This window comes from Pseudomonas sp. 3JA (assembly GCF_036961705.1).
In the GTDB taxonomy this organism is placed as follows: domain Bacteria; phylum Pseudomonadota; class Gammaproteobacteria; order Pseudomonadales; family Pseudomonadaceae; genus Aquipseudomonas; species Aquipseudomonas fluorescens_Q.
The window spans coordinates 146,638-172,619 of the sequence record NZ_JBAMDJ010000007.1 but is presented as its reverse complement, the minus strand read 5'-3'; the positions used below and the strand labels follow the sequence as shown (position 1 = coordinate 172,619).

Annotated in this window: 24 protein-coding genes; 14 read left to right on the top strand and 10 right to left on the bottom strand. The window is 57.6% G+C overall.

Annotated elements, in window-relative coordinates:
- Positions 1 to 257: 257 nt before the first annotated feature.
- The 4 genes from V7773_RS07910 (at position 258) to V7773_RS07895 (ending at position 4,685) form a co-directional block, all read left to right on the top strand.
- Positions 258 to 1,265 carry a methionine ABC transporter ATP-binding protein gene (locus V7773_RS07910; RefSeq protein WP_063323627.1) on the top strand — a complete coding sequence of 336 codons (1,008 nt, stop codon included), beginning with the start codon at positions 258 to 260 and terminating at the stop codon, positions 1,263 to 1,265.
- Positions 1,265 to 1,939: a methionine ABC transporter permease gene (locus tag V7773_RS07905; protein ID WP_072343774.1), complete on the top strand. Its 675-nt coding sequence runs from the start codon at positions 1,265 to 1,267 to the stop codon at positions 1,937 to 1,939. The genes V7773_RS07910 and V7773_RS07905 overlap by 1 nt, the downstream gene beginning before the upstream one ends.
- Before the next feature lie 79 nt (positions 1,940 to 2,018).
- Positions 2,019 to 2,792: a MetQ/NlpA family ABC transporter substrate-binding protein gene (locus tag V7773_RS07900; protein ID WP_063323628.1), complete on the top strand. Its 774-nt coding sequence runs from the start codon at positions 2,019 to 2,021 to the stop codon at positions 2,790 to 2,792.
- Between the two features lie 1,341 nt (positions 2,793 to 4,133).
- Positions 4,134 to 4,685 carry a hypothetical protein gene (locus V7773_RS07895; protein WP_139197748.1) on the top strand — a complete coding sequence of 184 codons (552 nt, stop codon included), beginning with the start codon at positions 4,134 to 4,136 and terminating at the stop codon, positions 4,683 to 4,685.
- Between the two features lie 182 nt (positions 4,686 to 4,867).
- Here V7773_RS07895 and V7773_RS07890 read toward each other — a convergent pair whose 3' ends face one another.
- Entirely contained in the window at positions 4,868 to 5,227 is a 360-nt protein-coding gene (locus V7773_RS07890) for a DUF6124 family protein (RefSeq protein ID WP_336072917.1), read from the bottom strand.
- A 688-nt stretch (positions 5,228 to 5,915) separates the two neighbouring features.
- Between V7773_RS07890 and V7773_RS07885 the strand changes: the two genes are divergently transcribed.
- Positions 5,916 to 6,290, top strand: coding sequence for a lysozyme inhibitor LprI family protein (locus tag V7773_RS07885; RefSeq protein ID WP_083569132.1), 375 nt, complete (start codon positions 5,916 to 5,918; stop codon positions 6,288 to 6,290).
- Between the two features lie 149 nt (positions 6,291 to 6,439).
- On the opposite strand, the gene V7773_RS07880 is transcribed toward V7773_RS07885, so the two are convergent.
- On the bottom strand, positions 6,440 to 7,135 hold the full coding sequence (locus V7773_RS07880; protein WP_063323634.1) for a glutathione S-transferase: 696 nt from the start codon (positions 7,133 to 7,135) through the stop codon (positions 6,440 to 6,442).
- A 151-nt stretch (positions 7,136 to 7,286) separates the two neighbouring features.
- On the opposite strand from V7773_RS07880, the gene V7773_RS07875 reads away from it, so the two are divergent.
- The 4 genes from V7773_RS07875 to V7773_RS07860 all read left to right on the top strand — a co-directional run bounded on the left by V7773_RS07875 (position 7,287) and on the right by V7773_RS07860 (position 10,418).
- Entirely contained in the window at positions 7,287 to 7,850 is a 564-nt protein-coding gene (locus V7773_RS07875; RefSeq protein ID WP_336072915.1) for a TetR/AcrR family transcriptional regulator, read from the top strand.
- Between the two features lie 210 nt (positions 7,851 to 8,060).
- Positions 8,061 to 9,185 (top strand): GGDEF domain-containing protein, encoded by a 1,125-nt coding sequence (locus tag V7773_RS07870; RefSeq protein WP_336072914.1) that lies wholly within the window; start codon positions 8,061 to 8,063, stop codon positions 9,183 to 9,185.
- Positions 9,186 to 9,674: 489 nt separating this feature from the next.
- The gene (locus V7773_RS07865; protein WP_063323638.1) at positions 9,675 to 10,094 is read left to right on the top strand and encodes an organic hydroperoxide resistance protein; all 420 of its coding nucleotides are present in this window, start codon (positions 9,675 to 9,677) and stop codon (positions 10,092 to 10,094) included.
- Positions 10,095 to 10,127: 33 nt separating this feature from the next.
- On the top strand, positions 10,128 to 10,418 hold the full coding sequence (locus V7773_RS07860) for a hypothetical protein (RefSeq protein WP_442963453.1): 291 nt from the start codon (positions 10,128 to 10,130) through the stop codon (positions 10,416 to 10,418).
- Between the two features lie 115 nt (positions 10,419 to 10,533).
- On the opposite strand, the gene V7773_RS07855 is transcribed toward V7773_RS07860, so the two are convergent.
- The 5 genes from V7773_RS07855 to V7773_RS07835 all read right to left on the bottom strand — a co-directional run bounded on the left by V7773_RS07855 (position 10,534) and on the right by V7773_RS07835 (position 14,597).
- Positions 10,534 to 11,322, bottom strand: a complete 789-nt coding sequence (locus V7773_RS07855; RefSeq protein WP_063323640.1) for an SDR family NAD(P)-dependent oxidoreductase — start codon at positions 11,320 to 11,322, stop codon at positions 10,534 to 10,536.
- 165 nt (positions 11,323 to 11,487) lie between these two features.
- On the bottom strand, positions 11,488 to 11,844 hold the full coding sequence (locus V7773_RS07850; protein ID WP_336072913.1) for a VOC family protein: 357 nt from the start codon (positions 11,842 to 11,844) through the stop codon (positions 11,488 to 11,490).
- Positions 11,845 to 11,895: 51 nt separating this feature from the next.
- Entirely contained in the window at positions 11,896 to 12,945 is a 1,050-nt protein-coding gene (locus V7773_RS07845; RefSeq protein WP_336072912.1) for an NAD(P)/FAD-dependent oxidoreductase, read from the bottom strand.
- 163 nt (positions 12,946 to 13,108) lie between these two features.
- Entirely contained in the window at positions 13,109 to 13,996 is an 888-nt protein-coding gene (locus V7773_RS07840; RefSeq protein WP_072397575.1) for a lysophospholipid acyltransferase, read from the bottom strand.
- A 43-nt stretch (positions 13,997 to 14,039) separates the two neighbouring features.
- A complete protein-coding gene (locus tag V7773_RS07835; protein WP_336072911.1) occupies positions 14,040 to 14,597 on the bottom strand; it encodes a DNA-3-methyladenine glycosylase I in 558 nt (185 codons plus the stop codon).
- 81 nt (positions 14,598 to 14,678) lie between these two features.
- Between V7773_RS07835 and glyQ the strand changes: the two genes are divergently transcribed.
- The 4 genes from glyQ to V7773_RS07815 all read left to right on the top strand — a co-directional run bounded on the left by glyQ (position 14,679) and on the right by V7773_RS07815 (position 19,084).
- Positions 14,679 to 15,632: a glycine--tRNA ligase subunit alpha gene (glyQ, locus tag V7773_RS07830; protein WP_022641565.1), complete on the top strand. Its 954-nt coding sequence runs from the start codon at positions 14,679 to 14,681 to the stop codon at positions 15,630 to 15,632.
- Entirely contained in the window at positions 15,629 to 17,680 is a 2,052-nt protein-coding gene (gene glyS, locus V7773_RS07825; RefSeq protein ID WP_336072910.1) for a glycine--tRNA ligase subunit beta, read from the top strand. The genes glyQ and glyS overlap by 4 nt, the downstream gene beginning before the upstream one ends.
- A gap of 4 nt (positions 17,681 to 17,684) precedes the next feature.
- Positions 17,685 to 18,224 carry a D-glycero-beta-D-manno-heptose 1,7-bisphosphate 7-phosphatase gene (gmhB, locus tag V7773_RS07820; RefSeq protein WP_336072955.1) on the top strand — a complete coding sequence of 180 codons (540 nt, stop codon included), beginning with the start codon at positions 17,685 to 17,687 and terminating at the stop codon, positions 18,222 to 18,224.
- An 80-nt stretch (positions 18,225 to 18,304) separates the two neighbouring features.
- The gene (locus V7773_RS07815) at positions 18,305 to 19,084 is read left to right on the top strand and encodes a lysophospholipid acyltransferase family protein (protein ID WP_063323648.1); all 780 of its coding nucleotides are present in this window, start codon (positions 18,305 to 18,307) and stop codon (positions 19,082 to 19,084) included.
- Positions 19,085 to 19,261: 177 nt separating this feature from the next.
- Here V7773_RS07815 and V7773_RS07810 read toward each other — a convergent pair whose 3' ends face one another.
- Positions 19,262 to 20,779 carry a sensor histidine kinase gene (locus tag V7773_RS07810; RefSeq protein ID WP_336072909.1) on the bottom strand — a complete coding sequence of 506 codons (1,518 nt, stop codon included), beginning with the start codon at positions 20,777 to 20,779 and terminating at the stop codon, positions 19,262 to 19,264.
- A 222-nt stretch (positions 20,780 to 21,001) separates the two neighbouring features.
- On the opposite strand from V7773_RS07810, the gene V7773_RS07805 reads away from it, so the two are divergent.
- On the top strand, positions 21,002 to 21,736 hold the full coding sequence (locus tag V7773_RS07805; protein WP_072343733.1) for a response regulator transcription factor: 735 nt from the start codon (positions 21,002 to 21,004) through the stop codon (positions 21,734 to 21,736).
- A 129-nt stretch (positions 21,737 to 21,865) separates the two neighbouring features.
- On the opposite strand, the gene gabP is transcribed toward V7773_RS07805, so the two are convergent.
- Both gabP and gyrB read right to left on the bottom strand, forming a co-directional pair.
- Entirely contained in the window at positions 21,866 to 23,260 is a 1,395-nt protein-coding gene (gene gabP, locus V7773_RS07800; protein WP_336072908.1) for a GABA permease, read from the bottom strand.
- A 301-nt stretch (positions 23,261 to 23,561) separates the two neighbouring features.
- Complete coding sequence (gene gyrB, locus V7773_RS07795) at positions 23,562 to 25,979, bottom strand: DNA topoisomerase (ATP-hydrolyzing) subunit B (RefSeq protein WP_063323652.1); 2,418 nt, start codon at positions 25,977 to 25,979, stop codon at positions 23,562 to 23,564.
- Positions 25,980 to 25,982: the final 3 nt, after the last annotated feature.

Here is a 25,982-nt window from a genome sequence, read left to right as displayed (position 1 = left end):
GACTCCTCTTTGCGTTCCTCGCCGGGGCCAGGAATCTGAGTTCGATACCGCAGGTGCATGACCCCGGCATTTCGAGTGGCTTAATGAGTGACCGATGCCGTTTGGCCGTGTTCCTTTTTTTATGGCCTTTGATCGCGTTATTGCCAAATGACAGGTCTGATCGCAAATAAATGCTAAGAACCTCTATACGGACAGGCTAAAATGCGCGCCCGGCTAACCGCTGATCCTTTTCCAACGCGCCCCACAAGGTTCGCTACGTGATCGAGTTTCAAGACGTCCATAAAACCTACCGAGTCGCCGGTAGGGATATCCCCGCCCTGCATCCGACCAGTCTGACGATTGAGAACGGTCAGGTCTTCGGCCTGATTGGCCATTCCGGTGCGGGAAAAAGTACCTTGCTGCGCCTGATCAATCGCCTGGAAGACTCCACTGGCGGCAAGATCATCGTCGACGGCGAGGAAGTCACCGCCCTGGACGCCAGCGGCCTGCGCCGCTTCCGCCAGCAAGTCGGGATGATTTTCCAGCACTTCAACCTGCTGGCGTCCAAGACCGTGGCCGACAACGTGGCGCTGCCACTGACGCTGGCCGGCGAATTGTCCCGCAGCGAAATCGACCAGCGCGTCGCCGAGTTGCTGGCGCGGGTTGGCCTGTCCGACCACGCCAGGAAATACCCGGCGCAACTGTCCGGCGGCCAGAAGCAGCGCGTCGGCATCGCCCGCGCCCTGGCGACCAAACCCAAGATTTTGCTGTGCGACGAGGCCACCAGCGCCCTCGACCCGCAGACCACCGCCTCGGTGCTGCAACTGCTGGCGGAAATCAACCGCGAGCTGAAGCTGACCATCGTGCTGATTACCCATGAAATGGACGTGATCCGCCGGGTTTGCGATCAAGTGGCGGTGATGGATGCCGGCGTGATCGTCGAGCAAGGCCCGGTAGCCGAGGTGTTCCTGCACCCCAAGCACCCGACCACCAAGCGTTTTGTCCAGGAAGACGAGCAGATCGACGAAAGCGAACAGCGCGACGATTTCGCCCACGTACCCGGGCGCATCGTGCGTCTGACGTTCCAGGGCGACGCGACCTACGCGCCATTGCTCGGCACCGTCGCCCGGGAAACCGGCGTGGACTACAGCATCCTGGCCGGTCGTATCGACCGCATCAAAGACACCCCCTACGGGCAACTGACCCTCGCCATCACCGGCGGTGACATGGAGGCGGCGTTCGCCCGCTTCACCGCGGCCGATGTCCACATGGAGGTGCTGCGCTAATGGAACTGATGAGTTCGTTCTTCTCCAACATCGACTGGCTGGAAATCTGGCTGGCCACCGGCGACACCTTCCTGATGCTGTTCGGTTCGCTGCTGTTCACCGTGCTGCTCGGCCTGCCCCTGGGCGTGTTGCTGTTCCTCTGCAGCCCGCGCCAATTGCTCGAAGCCCGCGGTGTGTACGCGCTGCTGTCGCTGATCGTGAACATCCTGCGTTCGCTGCCGTTCATCATCCTGTTGATCGTGATGATCCCGTTCACGGTATTGATCACTGGCACCTCCCTGGGCGTGGCCGGCGCGATCCCACCGCTGGTGGTCGGCGCCACACCGTTCTTCGCCCGCCTGGTGGAAACGGCCCTGCGCGAAGTCGACCGCGGCATCATCGAAGCGACCCAGGCCATGGGCGCCACCACGCGGCAGATCATCGTCAATGCCTTGCTGCCGGAAGCCCGTCCAGGCATTTTTGCCGCGATTACGGTGACAGCGATTACGCTGGTGTCCTACACGGCCATGGCCGGTGTGGTCGGCGCCGGTGGTTTGGGCGACCTGGCGATCCGCTTCGGCTACCAGCGTTTCCAGACCGACGTCATGGTGGTCACGGTGGTGTTGCTGCTGGTGCTGGTCCAGGTCCTGCAAACCGTGGGCGACAAACTGGTTGTACATTTTTCTAGAAAATAAGGCCTCGCGGCCAATAAACCATGAGCCGGCCATTCGCTGGCAGGCGCCAAGAGCAGGCGCCTCAAAAGGAGTTAGCTGAATGAAAAAACTACTGGTTGCCTTCGCTGCCGCCGCAGCGTTTTCCGCCCACGCCGCCGACACCCTGACCGTCGCGGCCACACCGGTACCGCACGCGGAAATCCTCGAATTCGTCAAACCGGCATTGGCCAAAGAAGGCGTCGACCTGAAGGTCAAGGTCTTCACCGACTACATCCAGCCGAACGTACAGGTTGCGGAAAAGCGTCTGGACGCCAACTTCTTCCAGCACCAGCCGTACCTGGATGAATTCAACAAGGCCAAGGGCACCCACCTGGTGAGCGTGGCCGGTGTGCACCTGGAACCCCTGGGCGCGTACTCCAGCAAGTACAAGGCACTGACAGAATTGCCAGGCGGCGCCAACGTGGTAATCCCGAACGACGCCACCAACGGCGGCCGTGCGCTGTTGCTGCTGGCGAAGGCTGGGGTGATCAAGTTGAAGGATTCGAACAACATCCTGTCGACCACCAAGGACATCGTTGAGAACCCGAAGGACCTGAAATTCCGTGAGCTGGAAGCGGCGACCATTCCGCGGGTGCTGACCCAGGTGGATCTGGCGTTAATCAATACCAACTATGCGTTGGAAGCCAAGCTTGATCCTTCCAAGGATGCGCTGGTTATTGAAGGTAGCGACTCACCGTATGTGAACATCCTGGTAGCTCGTGAGGATGACAAGGACAGTGAGGCGATGAAGAAGCTGGTTGCGGCGCTGCACACGCCGGAAGTGAAGGCTTTTATTCTTGAGAAGTACAAAGGCGCGGTTTTGCCGGCGTTTTGATCTGATTAGGTGGTGAAAAAACGGGGCTGCGTGGGAATGCAGGCCCGTTTTTTTTTGCTCGGAATGTCTAGAAGCTCATGGATAGCTCACTTTCGCCGTCGAGAGAGCGAACCGACTAGGCTTCATAGTCCTATTGCAGCCTGTGCAATTGCCCATGTGTGGACAGTGGACAAGGTGATGGCAAATAGATAGCATTATTATCAGCTAGCAAGGCTTGTCGTCATCTATCTCGTGTTTCTTCCCTGACCAATGTCACGTTTGCCAGGCCCGCTTCGAGCTAGACAGGGTTTTGTAGAAAAAAACTTTTTACAGGCGCTCCATCAATGACAAGAACACAACAATCACATACCGCCCAGTAGTGGTTGTAAACCGGTTAGATGTGGTAATAATCACCGTGCTTATATTAGCTGTTTTGGAAGAGGTCCTAAAAAAATCATGTTATTTAATTGGACACGATTGTTTTTATATCATCTTCCTGACGCGCTCTTCCAGCTCCATTTTATAGTATTACGCTCAACAAACACCGCTCGCTCCGCTCAAGGTATTCGCAAAGCTATACTTTTGTTCGTCCGTAGCTCGACCGTAAAACAATAGGAATTCCAGTGAAAAACTTTGATCCATTCATGAAAAAATCATGGCTCATCCTAGTAATTATCGGGGTGATGATTAGCGTTCTACCCTCAACAATATCCTACTCAGCAGGCTTTCTTTTAATAAGTTCAGTCTGGTTAGCCATCTACATTGCCTTTGTTATATTTTCATTGAATAAATTAGCCACCGAAGACGGTCTTCTGAAAACAAAAAAACCTATAACGATTTGGGGCTATATTTGGCGTTCAATTGTTGTGTACTGGATTTCATGGATTCTAGCCATGTTCCCAGCCCTCATGATCATTGGGACACAACCGTACCCGTCAAACCCGTCAATTCCTGCTTTCCTTTTTATAAGCACACTTCAAGCGCTGTTCTCCATAATCGTGATATGGGCCATTTTTTCGAACGATAGAAAGTCTCAGATTCGATGGCTTCTCTCGTTGGGTCGTGGTTATTGATTTTTACTGGATAAAGTCGTTTCGCTTCGTTTAATGGGCTGGATAAAGCCGGCCCACGACAAAGTAGTTATCTCCTAAGCAGCTTTTCCCACAACCAGCTTTATAAAAGCAGGCTAGTGGTTTTATTGGAAGCGATTGAACTCGAATAAAAGCTTGCTTTGAGGAACCATGACTTAGCATTGCTTGTGGGGAGGGAATAAGTCATGAACTTAATTATCAAAAAATCCCGCATTTGTCTGAGCAATCGAGGGCTGTTTATGCTACGACATATAAAAACAAGTAGCGACAAATGAAAAATATTAGCTTTCAAAGAGTCACACTAAAATCGCTATCAGGCCTAGAATATTTAAGACCGTTGTATCGCCAGGCACTTCAGCTGAATGTCATTTTTTTGTTTTCGTTTCTTATATCGGGTTGTTTGAGCGCCGAGTATATAGACCCCTATATTACCGATGAAGTTCGACAACACCCTATTTCGGATACAGCCGTTTTTTCAGCGGTTCAATTCTCTGGAAATATCTTGGGGCAAATAATTAGTGTAGACGGTGTTGAGACAAGCTGTTGGAGGGCTGGTTGCCCTGGTTGGGTACGGGTAACGCCGGGTGATCATGTATTCAAGGTAAGATTTAGCATTTTTTACGGTATCAACTCATACAAGCACGGAGAGGACGATTTGCATATAACGCATATGGAAGCCAAGCACGTCTATGACACGGTGTTTACCTATCAAGACAATCAGTTTTCCGTGGCGCCTAGAGACTTGGGTGAGGAACCTGAGTACGGAATGAATGTCGGGCTTAAGGGAGTCAACCAACGATACGTTCCGGTGCGTTTTAAGTGATTCCAGAATTCCCATGTTATTTACACCCTAATTAAAGGACGAACTAAAGAACAATTAAAAAACGTGACGGATTTATTTCCACCCTAAAGCAAATGCATTATTGAGTTATGCCAGCTGTCGGTAACAAATAACAAACCCGCCACGAAGTGACGGGTTCGCTTTTATCGACAAATGTTTATCCGCTATCGCGGATCAACGTTATCCAACACCCGGTTCGCCAGTAATGAACTCAATTCAATCAACTGCTGGATGCCGAGAAGGATGTGACGACGCGGACCTTCCAGGTCGAAAGCCAGGTTGCTGACCATCGCGTCGGCTGCCGCCAGGGTTTCGCTGAGGTTGGCGAGGAGGGATTCGTTGTCGGCGTTTTTGGCGACGGTGAAGAGCTGGCCCGGTTGGGACGCATCTTCTGACTTTTCCGGTTTTGGTAGCAGGTAGTAATCCAAGGCGCGATTGGTGGCTTCGTCGTGCTTTTTGGCCTGGGACTTTGTGTACCGGGAGGTCTGATCCGCCTCTGGCGGATTCGGAGTCGGTTTGAACATTGGGACTTTCCTTCTAGTAGGGCCGCACCATCTCGCTACTAAACGAAAAGGAGGCAGCTGTGCACAAGTTAGTAGACCGGTAAAGTCACCAAACCCGGCGCGCCCGAAGGCGCCTTGCGCACAGCCACCATCAAGTGCAGGCGAACGCCTGACTGGATGACACTCATGCAACCGTAGATGACTAACCGAGCTACTAAACCCGACCACTGATGAGCAGTGGCAGGAAAACGATAGAACCCGGGGGCAAGGCGCACAAGCGGGCGGATTCTGGCGTAGTTGTAGGCAAAGGCGCAAGGTTGGGTAGCCTGGTGGAAGGGTTGGGGTTGGAGGATAAACAGGTGGCGTTTATTACTGTAGTTCGGGGATAGAGGGGTGCTTGCGAATGGGCGGAGTGGCTGGCGGGGTTGGTCTGTAGGAATGTGTTTGGCTGGTTTTGGGGCTGCTGCGCAGCCCAGCGGGAGCAAGCTCCCTCGCCACGGGGATTGGGGCGTAGAGGAAGTGGGGGCAGTCGCATCGGCGGGAGCGATGCAGCCTTTTTCAGCAATCACTTGCTCCCGAACCCCTGTCAGGATTCGCCCATTGTCCGGACCGAATGAACCCTAGGATCTGCTTCATTGTTCTACAACCCCCATGATAAATTCCCCGCCGCGACCTCTAATCAATAGAGGGCATTCAGGGAGAGAAGTAAGTGATCAAGTCTTTGTTGGTTGGGACATTGCTGGCAATGGCATCAGCATCGGCATCTGCGATGAGTTGCGATAATCCTAGAAACGCCTATGACAGGACCTATTGCGCGTCGCTGAAAATGGTTCAGTCGGATCAGGAAATCAACGAGCAGTACAAGAAGACCATGAGTGCCCTGAACCCGGATCAAAAGAAAAAAGTGAAAGCTGCTCAGATCCAGTGGATCAAAAATCGTGACAGCGCCTGTTCCAACGATGGCCTGCTCTACCTGGACTGTGCCAATGAGAAGACCGAGGCGCGTATCGTCATACTCAAGGCTGTCGAGCGCGAGTGCCGTGCTGCCGGTTGCGACGACGCCAAGCTGTCGCAAGTCGAGTAACCCGTAGACAACGTTGGGCTTGCAGTCGTATCCCACGAAAAACCCGACGTAAAGCGTCGGGTTTTTCTTTGGTGGGTTCACCTGCTATCGCGGCTCAACTCGCCCTTGCCCCTTCTTTCATGCCTGACGCAGGCTGGTCATGATCAGTGCTACGCAACACCACGCTCGACCATGGCGCGCCATGTCTGGACGCTGGAGCGTTCCTGCATCCTGGCGTGCCAGGCTCGCAGTGCGGCACATTCTTCAGGCACGGGGAGTTGCACCAGCGAGGCGAAGATCATGCCGCCCAGTACTGCAATGTCGGCCATCGAAAACTTGTCGCCCGCCACAAAGGGCCGGTCTTTGAGCAGGTTGTCGAAATAGCGCATGCCCCTGATCGCCTTATCGCGCATCCGGGCGCCCCACTCGGCATTCTGGTACAGCTCGACATCGGGCCCGAGGCCCGGCGTGGCATGGTGGAAGTACGCGCTGACGGCATCGAGAAACTCGATCTCGGCACGTTTGGTCATCATGTGGATGATGCCTTTCTCAACAGCCGTTTGGCCCGTCAACGTCGGATGACCGTCCAGGCTATCCAGGTACTGGGTGATCGCCGTGCACTCGGCGATCCGCGTCCCATCGTTCAGCTCCAGCACGGGCAGTGTCCCGGAGTAATTGATGGCCAGGAACTCGGGTTGCTTGTGCTCGCCGTTCCAGAGATTCACCGGTACGAATTCGATGTTGGGCAGCAATCCTTTTTCCGCCAGCGCAATGCGGACGCGGGCGGGGTAGGGGCCGTTGAACCAATCGTAGATTTTCATCGTAGGAACAGTGGAAACGTCAACGCGCTGCTGTGAAGAAGTCATGATTCAATCACCTGCCTGTCAATTGGTAGGCAAAGATTGAGCCGACACTCAGGTGCTGTCAATCCCCTACCTGTCAATTGGCAGGTAAACGGCTCCGGGCGTAGAATCGCGGTTACCTGAGTGAATAGAAATCTCGAAATGAGGCTGCAACGTGAACGAAAATGCTCGAGAAGCCATCTTGGCGGCAGCGAAATCCGCTGCCCAACTGCACGGTTACAGCGGTATCAATTTCCGTAGCATTGCCGACCAGGTGGGTATCAAGAACGCCAGCATTTACTACCACTTTCCGAGCAAGGCAGGCCTGGCTGCGGCGGTCGCTGAGCGCTACTGGCAGGACGCGTTGCGAGTGCTTGAAGGGATACGCGCTGCCAATGTCGATCCAAAGAAGTGCCTGCAGCTGTACGCATCCATTTTTCGAAAGTCGCTTGAGGACGGCAACAGGCTTTGTCTGTCCAGCTTCATGGCAGCCGAATACGAAGACCTTCCCGATGAAGTATCGCGAGAGATCAGGGCTTTTGCGGACGTTAACGTGGCGTGGCTCGCCCAGGTACTGGCAGATGCTGGAACAGGTAGCACAGAAGAATGTGAACGCCGAGCGCGGGCCATTTATACCGCTGTTGCGGGTGCTCAGTTAATTGCGCGGACTCGAGCGGATGTCGGTCTGTTCGATGATTTGATATCGAGCTACCGGGAAGCGGGGTTGATTCCAGCCTGATTGCTCGTTTCTTAGGCTGATGACACGGTTGGTCTGTTGGAATGCTTGGGGCTGCTTTGCAGCCCAGCGGGAGCAAGCTCCCTCGCCACGGGGGGTGTTCCTGCATAGCATTTGGGGATAAATCCCCTCGTCACAGTAATTCAGTTGTTTACGGTAATGGCAGGGTGCCACAATCGTTTTTTTTTGTTGCGTCATAACCAGGTGGTTCAAATGTATGGCCCAAGATTGCGCAATGGCCAGGATTTTGTAATAGCCGAGCAGGTGCGCACCGACCGATTGCAGCAGCTGTTTCGCCAATCCGTTTCTGCGGTTTTTGGTAGTTACCTCGCTGCCATCATGCTGAGTTGGCTGTGTTGGGATCGTTTTGATCACGGCGCTATTTTTTGGTGGATGGCCATTCTGACCGCATCGACGCTGCTGCGTATCGCGATGTTCGTTGCCTATTTCCGCAGCGACGAAAGTCAGCGCACGCCTCGACATTGGGAGCGCAAATACTGGGTCACACTGGTGCTATCCGCCAGTATCTGGGGCGGCGGGGCGTTCGTTCTCATGCCGGCGGACGATCTGTTGTCACAGGCGTTGGTCATGCTCTTTACAGTCGGCATGTCCGTCAGCGCGGTGTCCTGCTACTCGGCCTATCGCGATATGACACTGGTCTCCATTGGCGTGGTGCTGTTGCCGTGCACGATCTGGCTGCTGTTTCAACCGTCCCCGATTCAACTCGGCATGGCCCTTTCGATTCTGGTGTTCGCGGCATTTGCGGCCCGCGCCACGCACAAAATGTCCCAGGCACTGGAGATCGCCTTTCGACTCACCCGTGAAATGGAACAGGCGAACAGCATTTCAACCCGCGCCGCTCAAACCGATGAACTGACCGGCCTGAAGAGTCGAAGGGCGTTTTTCGAGCATGCCCAGCAGCTTTACGACGAATGTAAGGCCAAGCGGCAAGGATTGTGCGCGGTCATGTTGGACATGGATCACTTCAAGCACATCAACGACACCTACGGCCACCAGGTCGGCGATCAGGTTTTGCGCCAGATGGGGGCGGTCATCAGTTCGTCATTTCGGGCAACGGATATCCACGGTCGGCTCGGGGGCGAAGAGTTCGCCATTCTGCTCCCGAACACTTCCATTGAGGTTGCCACCCAGATTGCAGAACGGCTCATCGATACGATTGCGGGCTTGATGATCGAGCCTGTCCTCTGCATATCAGCCAGCCTCGGCGTCGCGTCGACGGAGGCCTGTAATAAGGATCTTCACAGCTTGATGAACGATGCGGATAAAGCCCTGTATCGGGCGAAGGCGTTGGGGCGTAATCGGGTGGCTGTTGCTTAGTCGGGTTGGATTTGCCCAGCGCGAAACCAAAAAACCGCCAATTCGGCGGTTTTTTTACTTTTCCCTGATCCCGCGTTTGATCGTGCCCGCTCTGCGTGGGTATGCATCCCGTGACGCTCTGCGTCACTTTCCAAAAGCGGAACGCGGAGCGTCCCTGACGGCGTTCCCACGCAGAGCGTGGAAACGATCGAAACCCATCATTCTGCTTATGAATTTCCCTCTCTTTGAAGGCCTGCAATTGCGCTGGCCCTGCTGATCCCCAGCAACCTCCTTCCCGTGGCTCACCTCCCAGCTCACCCGGGCTGGCGACATTGCAAAACAAAAAAATAAATTCCCTTTTAGATCAATCTGTTAACTCAAAATCGATAAATTTCTCAAAATTTATCTTGCGCGCTAACTATTAATCCGTTAACTTTATCTCAACTGGTTAGCGCACAAATATTTAGCGTAAACAATTTCGATCCACCCATCAGCAATAGAGGAAACACCATGAACGTTCTCTACACCGCAGTCGCAACCTCCACCGGTGGCCGTGATGGCCGTGCTGTTTCCAGCGACAAGATTCTCGACGTGAAATTGGCCACTCCAAAAGCCTTGGGCGGCGCTGGTGGTGAAGCCACCAACCCTGAGCAGTTGTTCGCTGCCGGCTACTCCGCCTGCTTCATTGGCGCATTGAAGTTTGTCGCCAGCCAAAGCAAACGCAGCATTCCTGCTGATGCATCGATCACGGCACATGTCGGCATCGGCCAGATCCCTGGCGGTTTCGGCCTGGACATCGACCTGCACATCAACCTGCCAGGTCTGGATCAAGCCGATGCTCAAGCGCTGGTCGACGCGGCTCACCAGGTTTGCCCGTACTCCAACGCGACACGCGGCAACGTCGATGTCCGTTTGCACGTCTCCGTCTAACTCACTTCATCCACGAATAAAAAGGATCAGGACATGAACACTTTCAGCAAAACTCTCGTTGGCTCGCTTCTGGCTCTGTCGCTCGGCAATGCGTTCGCGACTTCTTTTGTTCAACCTACGTTCGCTGAGGGTGGTTCGGATCGCCTGATCGAAAAACGCGTAGCCGAAGGTGGCTCGGATCGCCTGATCGAAAAACGCGTAGCCGAAGGCGGCTCGGATCGACTGATGGAAAACCGTGTAGCCGAAGGTGGCTCGGATCGACTGATGGAAAACCGTGTAGCCGAAGGTGGCTCGGATCGACTGATCGAAAACAGAGTGAGCTGAACAAGCCCTTCACCACGCCAAAGCCGGTCGAATCAACCCATGTTGTCTCCAAAACAAAAAACGCCGCTTATCTCTCATGAGGAAGCGGCGTTTTTTTGCAACGTGTCGCGGGATCCTAAACGATGCTATCCACCACACCCCCATCAACCCGCAACGCGGCGCCAGTGGTAGCCGAGGCCTGTTCCGAGCTGGCGTAGATGATCATGTTGGCAACTTCCTCGACACGTGCCGCGCGCTGGATGATCGAGGTGCTGCGGTGCTCATTGACGAAATCCGCCGCGACCTTTTCCAGGCTGTCCCCGGTGCGCTCGACGTCTGCCTGGAGCATCTGGGCAACCCCTTCGGACAGCGTCGGCCCAGGCAGCACCGAGTTCACCGTAACGCCTGTGCCAGCCAGGCGCTTGGCCAGGCCACGAGCGATGGACAGTTGGGCGGTCTTGGTGAAGCCGTAGTGAATCATGTCCGCGGGAATGTTCACGCCCGACTCCGACGAAACAAACACAATCCGCCCCCAACCGCGCTCGACCATGCCCGGCGCGTAGGCCCTGGAAACCCGCACGCCGGACATTACGTTGGTTTCGAAGAAGCGCTGCCATTCGCTGTCCGGCGTTTCGAAAAAGTCTTCCAGTTTGAAAATGCCCAGATTGTTGATGACGATATCGAAGCGTGGGTATTTGGCGATCAGTGCCTGGCAGCCCGGCGCGTTGCTCAGATCGCCAACAAAGCCATCGGCCCTTGAAGCGAGGGCGCCCAAGCGCTGCAACGCGTCCTCCACGCTGCTCCCGCTGCGACCGTTGATGACCACATGGGCGCCGGCTTCGAGGAAGCCTTTGGCTGTGGCAAAACCGATACCGCTGGTGGAGCCGGTGACGAGGACGTGACGGCCGGTGAAGTCGATGTTCATGAGGGGGACTCCTTGATTAATGAGCCAGAGGAAGTGCGATATTTCTGACTGGACGGTAATCCGACGGATCGAGGGATGGCTTTGCCATCCCAACGTCGCCGATATCGCAGGCCCTTAATCATGGACACGATTGAGGCTTTGCGCCTCCTCGTGATCAATCAACCATCAGGAAGCCGACCATACCGCCAGCTCATAGCCATCCGGGTCGATGAAGTGGAAACGCCTTCCACCCGGGAACGCGAACACTTCACGGCTGATGGTCGCTCCTGTGGCCTTGAGCCGGAGTTGGGTAGCCTCAAGGTCATCCGCGTACAAGATGATCAACGGACCACCCGGGCGCACCGGTTCACCGGTCGTGAAACCACCGGTCAGGCGACCGTCGCTGAATTCGGTATAGGTCGGGCCGTAGTCGACGAAACTCCAGCCGAACACGCTTGCATAGAAGGCTTTGCTGCGGGCGATGTCGCTGACATTGAACTCGATGTTATCGATCTGACTGTCTTTATTACCTTGAATGCCCATTGTCGCTTCCTTGGCTGATTTGGGAGTAAGCGAGCTTAGGCCATTTCCCCCTCACCGAGCTTGGAAAAATCGATCCGGACGACAGGGGTTGAGGGCCGAGCAAGCCTTGTCGCCGACGATCTCTTCACTGGCAAGACGACCCACGATCGCGGCCAGGGTTACGCCGGGGTGCATGACGCACACGTATACGCCGCCAACCTGCGGAAGATAACCAATGATGGGGATGTCATCAGCAGGCATGGGTCTGTATCCGACGCGAGCCGATTGTAGGTCCAGGGAGACGACGCCGTGGAGTTCGCTTTTGATGGCGTTGGCGGTGCGCAGCGCGATCTCCGATGGTTGGTTTTCCAAGGCGTCGTCCAGGTAGTCTTCGGCCGCCAGCAACGCACCCTCCGGGGTTTGCCTCACTTCCATTTCAGGGCTGGAAATGAGGCTGCGTACCAGGTTGGGTGGCGAGGTGTAGCGGATGAAAATTGCCGGGGAGGCGTCTATGGGCAGGCAGACTTCAAGCAGGTCGGCCAGCTTCGTGATGCCTGTGCCGGCTGCCAATACGACGATATCGGCTTCAATGACGCCCGTGGCGGTTTCAACGCCCCACACGGTGGAACCCTGGGTTTTAAAGCCGAGAACCGACGTTTGAGTGAGCACTTTCGCGCCATTCGCTTGAGCACCGGCGATCAGCGCATGGGTTGCTGCTACGGCGTCCAGCGCTCCTTCTTCCGCCGCATACGAAGCTTGCTGAGGAGGGTTCTTGAGGTTCGGCTCAAGTTCACGGATCTGTGATTGGGATATCCGGCTAGCCGACGCTGTTGAACTCGAGCCGTAAGAGAGGGCGCCAGTCCAGCGAATCTTCAGGCCAGGCAGTTGCGTTTCGAGTCGGCGGTATTCCTGGATGGCAGCACCGCGCAATGGCGCAATGGGGTCGGGTTCGCCATGGGAGGTGTTGATCCAGGCGAATGAGCTGCCGGTCACGCCTGACGCGATACCTTCGGCCTCGACCACAGTGACTTTCGCGCCTTTGGTCGCCAGGTGGTAGGCCAGGGATGCGCCTACGATGCCCGCACCGATGACGATGACTCGTTTGCCTGGAGCGTTATCCATTTCGCCTCCGTTGGATTGCGCGCCTGGTCGGTTGGGGCTGCTGCGCAGCCCAGCGGGAGCAAGCTCCCTCGCCACGGGGGAGGGATGGAGTCAGTTGTTTATGCGGCGGCTGTTAGGCCGCTATCGCGAGCAAGTTCGTTCCCACAAGGATCGGTGGTGTGCTTCAGTACCACCGCGCCTCGCCCGGCGGGCGTTTCTTGAAGCGTTTCATGCTCCACATGTACTGGCTCGGGTAAGCCCGCACGTAGCGCTCCACCACTTGGCTCATGGCCGCGCAGGCGGTCTCGGTGTCGGTGCTGTACATGGCCTCGGGCGCGGCTTCGAGGATGACTTTGTAGCCGGAGCCGTCGGGCAGGCGCAGGGCGTGGAGGAAGACGCCGACCGCTTTGCCGCCGGCGAGCATGTTCGGCACGAACTTGCTGGTCAGGGCCTGGGTGGCGAAGAAGGGCACGAAGATACCGGCGGATTCGGCCGGTTCCGGGTCGGCGGGGATGCCTACCTGGCCGCCTTTGCGCACTTCCTTGATGACACTGAGGATGCCTTCCTTGGTCGATGCCGCGACCTTGTTGCCCAACTGAACGCGTTGCTTTTGCAGCAATTCATCCACCGCCTTGAGCTTGGGCGGGCGGTAGAAAATGATCGGCTTGCACTGGCTGCAATAGAAGTGGTTGAGCACTTCCCAGTTGCCCAGGTGGCTGGTGATACCCACCACACCTTTGCCGGAGGCCAGGGCTTCTTTCAGCACCTCCAGGCCTTCGACTTCACGCACCAGTTCGATGGAACGCTGGGCCGGCCAGATCCAGGCGCAGGCGCTTTCGGTCAGGGATTTGCCAATGTCCTTGAGGCTCTGGCCCACCAGGCGTTCGCGCTCGGCCGGGTCCATCTCGGGAAAGCACTTGGCGAGGTTGATCCGCACCACGTCGCGGGAACGGTTGGGAAATTTCCACATGAGCCAGCCAATCGCCGAGCCCACTGCCTGCACCGCTCGCCAGGGCAGCAGCGCAAACAACCGCAGAGCGCCGACCAGCAAGGCGCCTTTCAACTTATCCACAGGTCACTCCTGAATGTATGGGCCGTGTTGCGAGCCGGCTATTCTAACCGCCGTTTGCCAGCTCGGCGTAGCGGTCGCAGTCCTGGGTGTGGTCCATGACCATGCCCGAGGCCTGCATCAAGGCGTAGCAAATGGTCGGCCCGACGAAGGTGAACCCGACCTTTTTCAGACCTTTGCTCATTGCCAGTGCCTCGGGCGTGATGGCCGGCACTTCGCTGCGATCCTTGAAATGGTTGATGATGGGTTTATCGCCGACGAACGACCAGAGGAACGCCACCGGGTCCTCCAGGGCCAGCCAGGCCTGGGCGTTGCGGCGGGCGGCCTTGAGCTTGAGGCGGTTGCGGATGATGCCGGGGTCGAGCATCAGCTCATCGATTTCCGCGTCGCTCATCTGCGCCACGCGCTGCACATCGAAGCCGTACAACACTTCCCGGTAGCGCTCGCGTTTACGCAAAACGGTGATCCAGGACAGACCGGCCTGGAACCCTTCGAGCAAAAGCAACTCGAACAAACCCTGCGCATCGCGCAGCGGCGTGCCCCACTCCTGATCGTGATAAGCCATGTACAAAGGATCGTCAGAACACCAAAAGCAGCGTGGCATAAGGCTCCAGGGGGCGTGCGCACGAACGAATCGGGTATACTCCCGCTCTTTAAATCGCAGCCCAAGAAACAGGTGAATTTCGTGAGCCAGCCTACGCCAGCCGTGCGTACCTTCCAAGACTTGATCCTCGCCCTCCAGCAATACTGGGCCGAGCAAGGTTGCGTGGTACTTCAGCCCTACGATATGGAAGTAGGCGCCGGCACTTTCCACACTGCCACGTTTCTGCGTGCCATCGGCCCGGAAACCTGGAACGCCGCTTATGTGCAGCCCAGCCGCCGCCCGACTGACGGCCGCTACGGCGAAAACCCGAACCGCCTGCAGCACTACTACCAGTTCCAGGTCGTGCTGAAGCCGAACCCGGAAAACTTCCAGGAGCTGTACCTGGGCTCCCTCAAGCACGTGGGCCTCGACCCACTGGTGCACGACATCCGTTTCGTCGAAGACAACTGGGAGTCGCCAACCCTGGGCGCCTGGGGCCTTGGCTGGGAAGTCTGGCTCAACGGCATGGAAGTGACCCAGTTCACCTACTTCCAGCAGGCGGGCGGCATCGAGTGCTACCCGGTCACCGGCGAAATCACCTACGGCCTCGAACGCCTGGCCATGTACCTGCAGGGTGTGGATTCGGTCTACGACCTGGTGTGGGCCGACGGTCCGTTCGGCAAAGTGACCTACGGCGACGTGTTCCACCAGAACGAAGTGGAACAGTCGACCTACAACTTCGAACACGCCAACGTCGACAAGCTGTTCGAGCTGTTCGATTTCTATGAAAGCGAAGCCAAGCGCCTGATCGAGCTGGACCAGCCGCTGCCGTTGCCGAGCTATGAAATGGTGTTGAAGGCGTCCCATACCTTCAACCTGCTGGATGCACGCCGGGCGATTTCCGTGACCGCGCGCCAGCAATACATCCTGCGTGTGCGCACCCTGGCGCGTTCCGTTGCGCAAGCCTACCTGCTGGCCCGTGCCAAGCTGGGCTTCCCGATGGCGACCCCGGACCTGCGTGATGAAGTGTTGGCTAAGCTGGAGGCTGCACAATGAGTGCTCAAGATTTTCTGGTTGAACTGGGCACCGAAGAACTGCCACCCAAAGCCCTGAACACCCTGGCCGATGCGTTCCTGGCCGGTATCGACAAAGGCCTGCAAGCTGCCGGCCTGAGCTACGAAGCCAAACAGGTGTACGCCGCGCCGCGCCGCTTGGCCGTGCTGATCACCGCCCTGGCGACCCAGCAGCCAGACCGCAGCATCAACCTCGACGGCCCGCCACGCCAGGCCGCGTTCGATGCCGACGGCAACCCGACCCAAGCCGCCCTGGGCTTCGCCAAGAAATGCGGCGTGGACCTGAGCGAAATCGACCAGAGCGGCCCGAAGCTGCGCTATAGCCAGAGCATCAAGGGCAAGCCGACCGCCAGCCTGTTGCCGACCATCGTCGAAGACTCCCTCAATGACTTGCCGATCCCCAAGCGCATGCGCTGGGCCGCGCGCAAGGAAGAATTCGTACGTCCAACCCAGTGGCTGGTGATGTTGCTCGGTGACCAGGTCATCGATTGCACGATCCTGGCCCAGAAGGCCGGTCGCGATTCTCGCGGTCACCGCTTCCATCATCCACAGAGCGTGCGCATCACCTCGCCGGCCAACTACCTGGCCGACCTGCGTGCCGCCTACGTACTGGCCGACGCGAACGAGCGCCGCGCACTGATCAGCAAGCGCACCGAAGAGCTGGCCACCCTGCAGGAAGGCACCGCCATCGTGCCGGCCAACCTGCTGGACGAAGTGACCGCGTTGGTGGAATGGCCGGTGCCGCTGGTGTGCTCGTTCGAGGAACGTTTCCTTGAAGTGCCGCAGGAAGCGCTGATCACCACCATGCAGGACAACCAGAAGTACTTCTGCCTGCTGGACGCCGAAGGCAAGTTGCTGCCGCGCTTCATCACGGTCGCCAATATCGAAAGCAAGGACCCGCAGCAGATCATCGCCGGTAACGAAAAAGTCGTTCGCCCGCGCCTGACCGATGCCGAGTTCTTCTTCAAGCAGGACAAGAAGCAACCGCTGGAAAGCTTCAACGAGCGTCTGAAGAACGTGGTGTTCCAGGAAAAACTCGGCAGCGTCTACGACAAGGCCGAGCGCGTATCGAAACTGGCCGCGTTCATCGCCCCACGCATCGGCGGCGACGCCCAGCGCGCGGCCCGTGCCGGCATCCTGTCCAAGTGCGACCTGTCCACCGAGATGGTTGGTGAGTTCCCGGAGATGCAAGGCGTCGCCGGTTACTACTACGCCCTCAACGATGGCGAGCCGCAGGACGTGGCCCTGGCACTGAACGAGCAGTACATGCCCCGCGGTGCCGGCGCCGAGCTGCCGACCACCCTGACCGGTGCGGCCGTGGCGATCGCTGACAAGCTCGACACCCTGGTCGGCATCTTCGGTATCGGCATGCTGCCCACCGGCAGCAAAGACCCTTATGCCTTGCGTCGTGCGGCGCTGGGTGTGTTGCGGATCCTGATCGACAAGCAGCTGGACCTGGACCTGAACGACGCCGTGGCATTCGCCGTCAATGCGTTCGGCAGCAAGGTCAAGTCTGCCGGCCTGGCCGATGCGGTGCTGGAGTTCATCTTCGACCGCCTGCGTGCGCGTTATGAAGACGAAGGCGTCGATGTTGCTACCTATCTGTCGGTGCGTGCCCTGAAACCAGGTTCGGCCCTGGACTTCGACCAGCGTGTACAAGCGGTGCAGGCGTTCCGCAAATTGCCGGAAGCGGCAGCGCTGGCGTCGGTGAACAAGCGTGTGTCGAACCTGCTGAGCAAGGCCGAGCCTTCCGTCAAAGCCGTTGAAGCACGTTACTTTGATAATGCCGCCGAGTTTTCGCTCAACTCGGCGATTCAACAGGCGTATGCGTCGGTACAACCGCTCATGGAAAAACGCGATTATGCCGAGGCACTGGCGCGCCTGGCGGCACTGCGCGAGCCGGTCGATGCGTTCTTTGAAGCCGTGATGGTGAATGCGGACAACGAAGACGTCCGCAAGAATCGTTATGCATTGCTGGCACGCCTGCGCAGCCTGTTCCTCAATATTGCCGATATTTCCGTGCTGGGTTGAGGTGCTGCTGTTGAAACTGCTGATTCTCGATCGGGACGGGGTGATCAATCACGACTCCGACGCTTACATCAAATCGGTGGAGGAGTGGTTGCCGCTACCCGGTTCGATCGAAGCCATCGCGCAGTTGAGCAAGGCCGGCTGGACGGTGGCGGTTGCCACCAACCAGTCGGGCATTGCCCGCGGTTATTATGACCTCGCCGTGCTCGAAGCCATGCACGAGCACCTGCGTGCATTGGTGGCGGAGCAGGGCGGGGAAGTCGGGCTGATCGTTTATTGCCCGCATGGGCCGGACGAAGGTTGCGATTGCCGCAAACCCAAGCCGGGCATGTTGAAAACCATTGCCGCGCATTACGGCGTGACACTGGCGGGTGTGTGGTTCGTCGGCGACAGCCTCGGTGACCTGGAGGCGGCCAAGACCGTCGATTGTCAGCCAGTTTTGGTAAAGACCGGGAAAGGCGAGAAGACTCTGGGCAAGACCCTACCGGTGGGCACCTTGATTTTTGACGACTTGGCGGCGATTGCCGCTGAACTTATCCACAATTAGAGCTCCCAAGACAACCTGATCAAGGATTGTTCGGGAAGCGCTTGAACAGGCGGGCTCTGCCCGCAACGGTAAATGCCGCTATGTCTATATTGCAGGCCATCAGAGCCTTTCTCTTTTACCTGCTGTTGGGCACCAGTTCCTTGCTGTGGTGCTCCTTGAGTTTTTTTATCGCGCCTTTCTTGCCGTTCAAGGCTCGCTACCGTTTCATCAATGTGTACTGGTGCCGCTGCGCACTGTGGCTGAGCAAAGTGTTCCTGGGCATCCGCTATGAGGTCAAAGGTGCCGAGAACGTGCCTGACCGACCCTGCGTGATCCAGTCCAACCACCAGAGCACCTGGGAAACGTTCTTTCTCTCGGCCTATTTCGAACCGTTGAGCCAAGTACTCAAGCGTGAACTGTTGTTCGTGCCGTTCTTCGGCTGGGCCATGGCGATGCTGCGCCCTATCGCTATCGATCGCGACAACCCCAAGGCAGCCCTCAAGCAGGTCGCGAAGAAGGGCGACGAACTGCTCAAGGATAACGTTTGGGTGCTGATCTTCCCCGAGGGCACCCGTGTTCCTTATGGAACCGTCGGCAAATTCTCCCGTAGCGGTTCGGCATTGGCCGTGAACGCCGATCTACCCGTGCTGCCGATTGCACACAATGCCGGCAAATTCTGGCCCAAGGCTGGCTGGATCAGAACACCAGGCGTCATCACTGTGGTGATCGGCGCGCCGATGTATGCCGAAGGCACTGGGCCCCGCGCCATCGCCGACCTCAATGACCGTGTCCAAGCCTGGAATGAACAGACACAACGGGAAATGGGCTCGCTGCCCCCGACCCCGACAACACCGGCCACCACAGACCAGCTCGCTGTTTGAGATCTGTGGATAACCTGTGTACCGTTTTTTCTGAATCCGGTGCTTTTATGCTGTATGTCTATGTTTTTAATACATATTTCCTAAACACATAAAACCCACCTTCAGGTGCATAAGTTTTTTATAGCACCCAAAGATCGCAGCCTTCGGCAGCTCATACAGACGAAGGCTGCGATCTTTTCAATCTTCCAATAATGGGAAACGCAGGCTAAACGTCGTGCCTTTACCCACCACGCTACGGCATTCGATTTTCCCCTCGTGATGGTCAACCACAGCCTTGACCATCGACAGCCCCAAGCCAATTCCATCGACCCCGTGAGCCGAGGAAAACCGTCGGTACTGACTAAACAGGTCTGGTAGTTCTTCGGCGCTGATGCCTTTGCCCTGGTCGACGACATTGCAGATCAACCAGCCCGGGGTGCAGTGAACCTGCAGCGAAATGCAGGCGTCGGGCACACTGTACTTGATGGCATTTTCCAGCAGATTGAACAGGGCACGAGTCAGCAACGGCTGATCCGCCCTCACCATTGCCTCTTCATCCTCTATTTCATGAATCAACTGGATGCGTTTTGCCTGGGCGATGGGCAGCGCCTGGTCGAGCACATCCAGAACCAGCATGGCGAACAGCGTCGGCTGGAATTGATACGCCTCGGATTCGGCCTTGGCCAATTGCACGAAGCCCTCGGTCAGGTCCAGGGCGCGACGTACCTGGCGCTCGATCTGGTCGAACAGCGGATTATCCCCACCGACCTGATGCCGCTGCACATCGAGCAATGCAAGGATCGCCGAGTGCGGGGCGCGCAAATCATGGGAAAGGAAACGCAGCATGACGCTGCGCTGTTCTTCAGCCTCACGTTCGGCACTCAGGTCCGTGAGGCTCAACAACCAGCCAATCGGCGCATCGCCATCAACCGGCAACAACGCCGCCCGTTCCAGGCGCAAGCTGCGCTCGCGAATGTCGCGAAACTCCACCAAGGGCAATGTGGATAACCGGTGATGCGCCCCCTGCTCCAACCCTGGGTAACCCAATTGCCCGAGATGCTCCAGCACGTCGCCACCCGCCAGGCCATGGCCGAACAACTCGCGCGCCTTGCGATTGCCGAGCAACAGCTTGCCTTGAGGGTCACAGATCATGGTTGCCACCGGCAAATATTCCAGGCCGTCGGCAATGAAGCGTCGGGTGTCGCGGGTTCGACTCATGGCCTGCTCCAGGGCCATGATCTGCCCCTGCAAGCGGTCGCTGCCGGTGTAGGAGGCGCGGCGACGTTCCGGGAAGACCTTGGGTTCCGCGTCCAGGCGTGCCAGCTCCCAGCCGAAATAGGCCAGTACCACGCTCAGGCGGCGCCAATTCCAGATCAGGTAGCCGAACAGGATGCCCAGCACACTTGCCATGGGCGACCACCACCAGCCTCGCGCGCCCAGCACGGCACTGATCAACAGAGCCAGGCTCATGCCACCCACTGTTGTCCACAAGGCCAGGTGCGGGCGCAGCAGCAACAAGCCCAATACACAGGCCACCAAACATACCGATAACAACACAGCGCCTGGATGGTTACCCGTCGCTTGGCTGCTCAATGACAGCAAGGCCGTCAGCGGCAACAACAACAAACTTATCCACAACCACTCCCGCACCAACTGACGAAACAACCGCTGGACCTGGGTTGGCTCACGACTTTCACGGCGACGCTGGTTACTCATAGGCCTCCTGGCCAACCTCAAGAATGGGGATTTTTTTACGGGCCTGCAAAGCCCATGACTATAACGGGACTCGATAGGTGGCGCGCTGCTGCCTTTCCCTCTGTGCCGCGAGCCGGTATTGTCGCAGCCAGCGACAGGTCAATGACAACGAATCCGCCACCGGCTGCGTTTCATTGCCACCTGAAGATGTCCGTTACTCTCGAGATCAAGGAATCGCATTCCATGCGTGTCGCCATACTGGACGATGAACCGGCCGAGCTGCGCCGGGTAGAACAGACCCTGCAACAAATCCCCGGCAGGGGCGAGCAGGCCTGGACCCTGCACAGCTTTGAACGAGGCGAGGACTTGTTGCGGCAACTGCGCCGGGAAACCTTCGACCTGTTGATCCTCGACTGGCAACTGCCTGACATCAGCGGGCTTTCATTGCTGCGCTGGACCCGCGAGCACATGGATTCACCACCGGCCGCCATCATGCTGACCAGTCGCGACGGCGAGCACGACATCGTCCAGGCCCTCAACGCCGGTGCTGACGACTATGTGAGCAAACCCTTCCGGCCCAACGAGCTCAAGGCCCGGGTCACCGCTGTGCTGCGCCGCCACAACCTGCAACGTGCGCCAGCCAACGACGTGCTGGTGTTCAATGACCTGGCGTTCGACGACGCCGAGCTGACCATCACCCGCGCCGGTATTCCCATCAGCCTGACCGAGCGGGAATACCGCCTGGCCCGGTGCCTGTTCGCCAACCTGGGCCGGCCGCTGTCTCGGGAGTATTTCTACGAACGCTTCTGGACCCACGAGGAAATGACCTCGTCCCGCCCGCTCGACACCCATATCTATCGCCTGCGCAACAAGCTCGGCCTGACGGCAGACCGGGGTTGGCAATTGCTGACGATTTATGGGTACGGGTATCGATTGGAGAGTGTGGCGGCGGGGAGCGAAGCGTCTGTCGCGAGTTAGGTATTGGATACATCCGTGGCGAGGGAGCTTGCTCCCGCTGGGCTGCGCAGCAGCCCCTTTTGTGAGCGCTTCGCACTGGAGCGCCAGCCCGCTCAAGCGGGAGCAAGCTCCCTCGCCACACAATGGATATCAACCGATCGTTGGTACCAAGCTTCCTGCCTTTGCGATCCGACGGCGCTGTACCAGCACGCCGGATATCACCACCAAGACACTCAGCAGACCGGTCGCGAGGATTTCCACGCGATGGGCTTCCTGGAACAGCATGATGGTCAAGGCCCCGACGATGAAGACAATCACCGCGTAGGTCAGGCCAGGGAACAGCCACATGCTGAAAGCGACTTTTTCACCACGCGCCATGCGTTGTTTGCGCATGCGCAGCTGCGAAACCGCGATGACCAGATACACCAGCAATGCAATGGCGCCGGAGCTGGCCAGCAGGAAATCAAACACAGCAGCCGGTGCCACATAGTTGGCGAATACCGCCAGGAAGGCCGCCCCGGTCGACAGCATCACCGCCCAGTAAGGTGTACCGCTCTTGTTTGTGCGCTGGGAAACGGCCGGCGCATCACCACGCTTGCCCAACGAGAACATCATCCGCGAAGCCGTATACAGCGCCGAGTTCAGGCAGCTCGTGACTGCCACCAGGACGACGATATCGACGATCAGTTTGGCATCGGGGATGCCCATGCGTTCCAGGACTGTCTGGTAGGAACCGACGCTGGCCAGGAGCGGATCGTTCCACGGCACCAAGGCAACGACGATGAAGATGGAGACGAGATAGAACAAGCCAATCCGCCAGATGACCGAGTTGGTCGCCTTGGAAATCTGCTGGCCAGGGTTCTTCGATTCGGCCGCCGCGATGGTCACGATCTCGGTGCCCATGAACGAAAACATGGTGGTCAGGATGGCCCCCAACACCGCGCCCATACCGTTGGGCAGGAAGCCCTGGGTGTCGAACAGGTGCGAAACACCGCTGACCTGGCTGGTGGGCAGCACGCCGAAGATCGCCATCACACCCAAGCCAATGAAGCCGATGATCGCCACCACCTTGACCAAGGCGAACCAGAATTCGAACTCCCCGTAATTTTTCACGCTAAACAGGTTGGTGACCGTCAGCAGCAGGGTGATGACCAAGGTGAAGGCCCAGATCGCCACGTTCGGAAACCAGGCATGCAGGATCGTTGCGGCGGCGTTGGCTTCCAGCGGAATCACCAGGACCCAGAACCACCAGTAGAGCCAGCCGATGGTGAAACCGGCCCAATGACCAATCGCACGGTCAGCATAGGTGGAGAAGGAACCGGTGTCCGGCGATGCCACTGCCATTTCACCCAGCATCCGCATCACCAGCACCACAAGGGCACCCGCCGCAGCGTAAGCCAGCAGCACGGCTGGACCGGCCGCTGCGATAGCGTGGCCGGAGCCCACGAAAAGGCCAGCGCCGATGACGCCGGCGATAGATAGCATCGTTACATGCCGGGGTTTGAGCCCTTGCTCCAGATGATTGGAAGTTTGCGTACCGCTCATTGAGACTACCCTTGGTGTTGGATTTATTCGTGTCACCTCGTACCCACCGCTTCCCTGTCAATTTAAAGAAACGATGTGTAATTTATTTAACACGCAAGTTCTGCGCCAAAAAACCTTAGGCCCCGTTATCCGGGGCTCTCACTCAATTCCTAACCTATTGAGCGTGAAGGCTTTGTGCCAAGGTGTTACCGAGTTACCCGGTTTTTTATCCACAGGCCTGAAAACGGTGCAGGTTTTTCAAATGTAAAAAAAAGCCAACGCATAAGCGTTGGCTTTTTTTGGAGCGGTGCAACTGAAGGGATCAGAAATCCAGGTTGGACACCGCCAGCGCATTGCTCTCGATGAAGTCACGACGAGGCTCGACTGCATCACCCATCAGGGTGTTGAAGATCTGGTCCGCGCCAATGGCGTCTTCGATGGTGACTTTCAGCATCCGGCGCGAGCCTGGGTCCATGGTGGTTTCCCACAGCTGATCCGGGTTCATCTCACCCAGACCTTTGTATCGCTGGATGGTGTGGCGCTTGGTGCTTTCGGCCATCAGCCATTCAAGGGCTTCCTTGAACTCGGTCACGGACTTCTTGCGCTCACCGCGTTGGATGTACGCACCTTCGTCCAGCAACGTGCTGAGTTGCGCACCCAGGGATACGACGGTCTTGTAGTCGTTGCTGCCGAAGAAGTCGCGGTTGAAGGTGACGTAGTTCGACAGGCCGTGGGAGATCAGCTCGACCTCCGGCAGCCAGACGTTACGTTCACGGTCTTCACGCAGGCTGGCTTTGTAGACCAGGCCGGATTTCTCGACGGTGCGCAGGCGTACTTCGTACTGGGCCAGCCAATCTTGCATCGCTGCGTGATCGGACAGTTGCTCCAGGCTCACGGCGGGCAGGTAGATGAAGTGCTCGGTCAGTTCCTGTGGGTACAGGCGCGACAGACGCTTGAGAGTCTTCATCACCAGGCGGAAGTCGTTCACCAGGCGCTCGAGGGCTTCACCGGAAATGCCTGGGGCATCTTCATTCAGGTGCAGGCTCGCGTCTTCCAGGGCCGACTGCGTCATGTACTCTTCCATGGCGTCGTCGTCTTTGATGTATTGCTCTTGCTTGCCTTTCTTGACCTTGTACAGCGGCGGCTGGGCGATGTAGATGTAGCCGCGCTCGATCAGCTCCGGCAACTGACGGAAGAAGAACGTCAGCAGCAGGGTACGGATGTGCGAACCGTCGACGTCAGCGTCGGTCATGATGATGATGTTGTGATAGCGCAACTTGTCGATGTTGTACTCTTCGCGGCCAATGCCGCAGCCCAACGCCGTGATCAAGGTGCCGACTTCCTGGGAGGAAATCATCTTGTCGAAACGCGCCTTCTCGACGTTCAGGATCTTGCCCTTGAGCGGCAGGATGGCCTGGGTGCGGCGGTTGCGACCCTGCTTGGCGGAACCGCCAGCGGAGTCACCTTCCACCAGGTACAGCTCGGACAGGGCAGGGTCCTTTTCCTGGCAGTCAGCCAGTTTGCCCGGCAGGCCGGCGATGTCCAGCGCGCCTTTGCGGCGGGTCATCTCACGGGCCTTGCGCGCCGCTTCACGGGCACGGGCGGCGTCGATCATCTTGCCAACCACCAGCTTGGCTTCGTTCGGGTTTTCCAGCAGGAAGTCGGAGAAGTACTTGCCCATCTCCTGTTCAACGGCGGTCTTCACTTCGGAAGACACCAACTTGTCCTTGGTCTGGGAGCTGAACTTCGGATCCGGCACCTTCACCGAGATGATCGCAGTAAGGCCTTCACGGGCATCGTCACCGGTGGTGGCGACTTTATGCTTCTTCGCCAGGCCTTCCTGTTCGATGTAGTTGTTCAGGTTGCGAGTCAGTGCCGAACGGAAGCCCACCAGGTGAGTACCGCCATCGCGCTGCGGGATGTTGTTGGTGAAGCACAACAGGTTCTCGTTGAAGCTGTCGTTCCACTGCAGGGCGATTTCCACGCCGATGCCGTCTTCACGCTGGACGTTGAAGTGGAACACCTGGTTGACCGGGGTCTTGTTGGTGTTCAGGTACTCAACGAACGCCCGCAAGCCACCTTCATACTTGAATAGCTCTTCCTTGCCACTGCGCTCGTCCTTGAGGACGATGCCGACACCGGAGTTGAGGAAGGACAGTTCACGAATCCGCTTGGCCAGGATGTCCCAGCTGAAGTGGATGTTCTTGAAGGTTTCGCTCGAAGCCTTGAAGTGAATCTGGGTGCCTGTGGTTTCGCTGTCGCCAACGATCGCCATGGGTGCCTGGGGCACGCCGTGGATATAGGTCTGCTCCCAGATCTTGCCGCTGCGGCGAACGGTCAGGACCAGTTCTTCCGACAGCGCGTTCACCACCGAAACACCTACACCGTGCAGACCGCCGGAGACCTTGTAGGAGTTGTCGTCGAACTTACCGCCAGCGTGGAGGACGGTCATGATGACCTCGGCGGCGGAAACGCCTTCCTCTTTGTGCACGTCTACCGGAATGCCACGGCCGTTATCGCGAACGGTGATGGACTCATCCGGGTGGATGATGATGCTGATGTCGTCGCAATGGCCGGCGAGGGCTTCGTCGATGGAGTTGTCGACCACCTCGAACACCATGTGGTGCAGACCGCTGCCATCGTCGGTGTCACCAATGTACATACCGGGACGTTTGCGTACGGCATCCAGGCCTTTCAGCACTTTAATGCTCGTTGAGTCGTACGTATTTTCTTCGCTCAATGC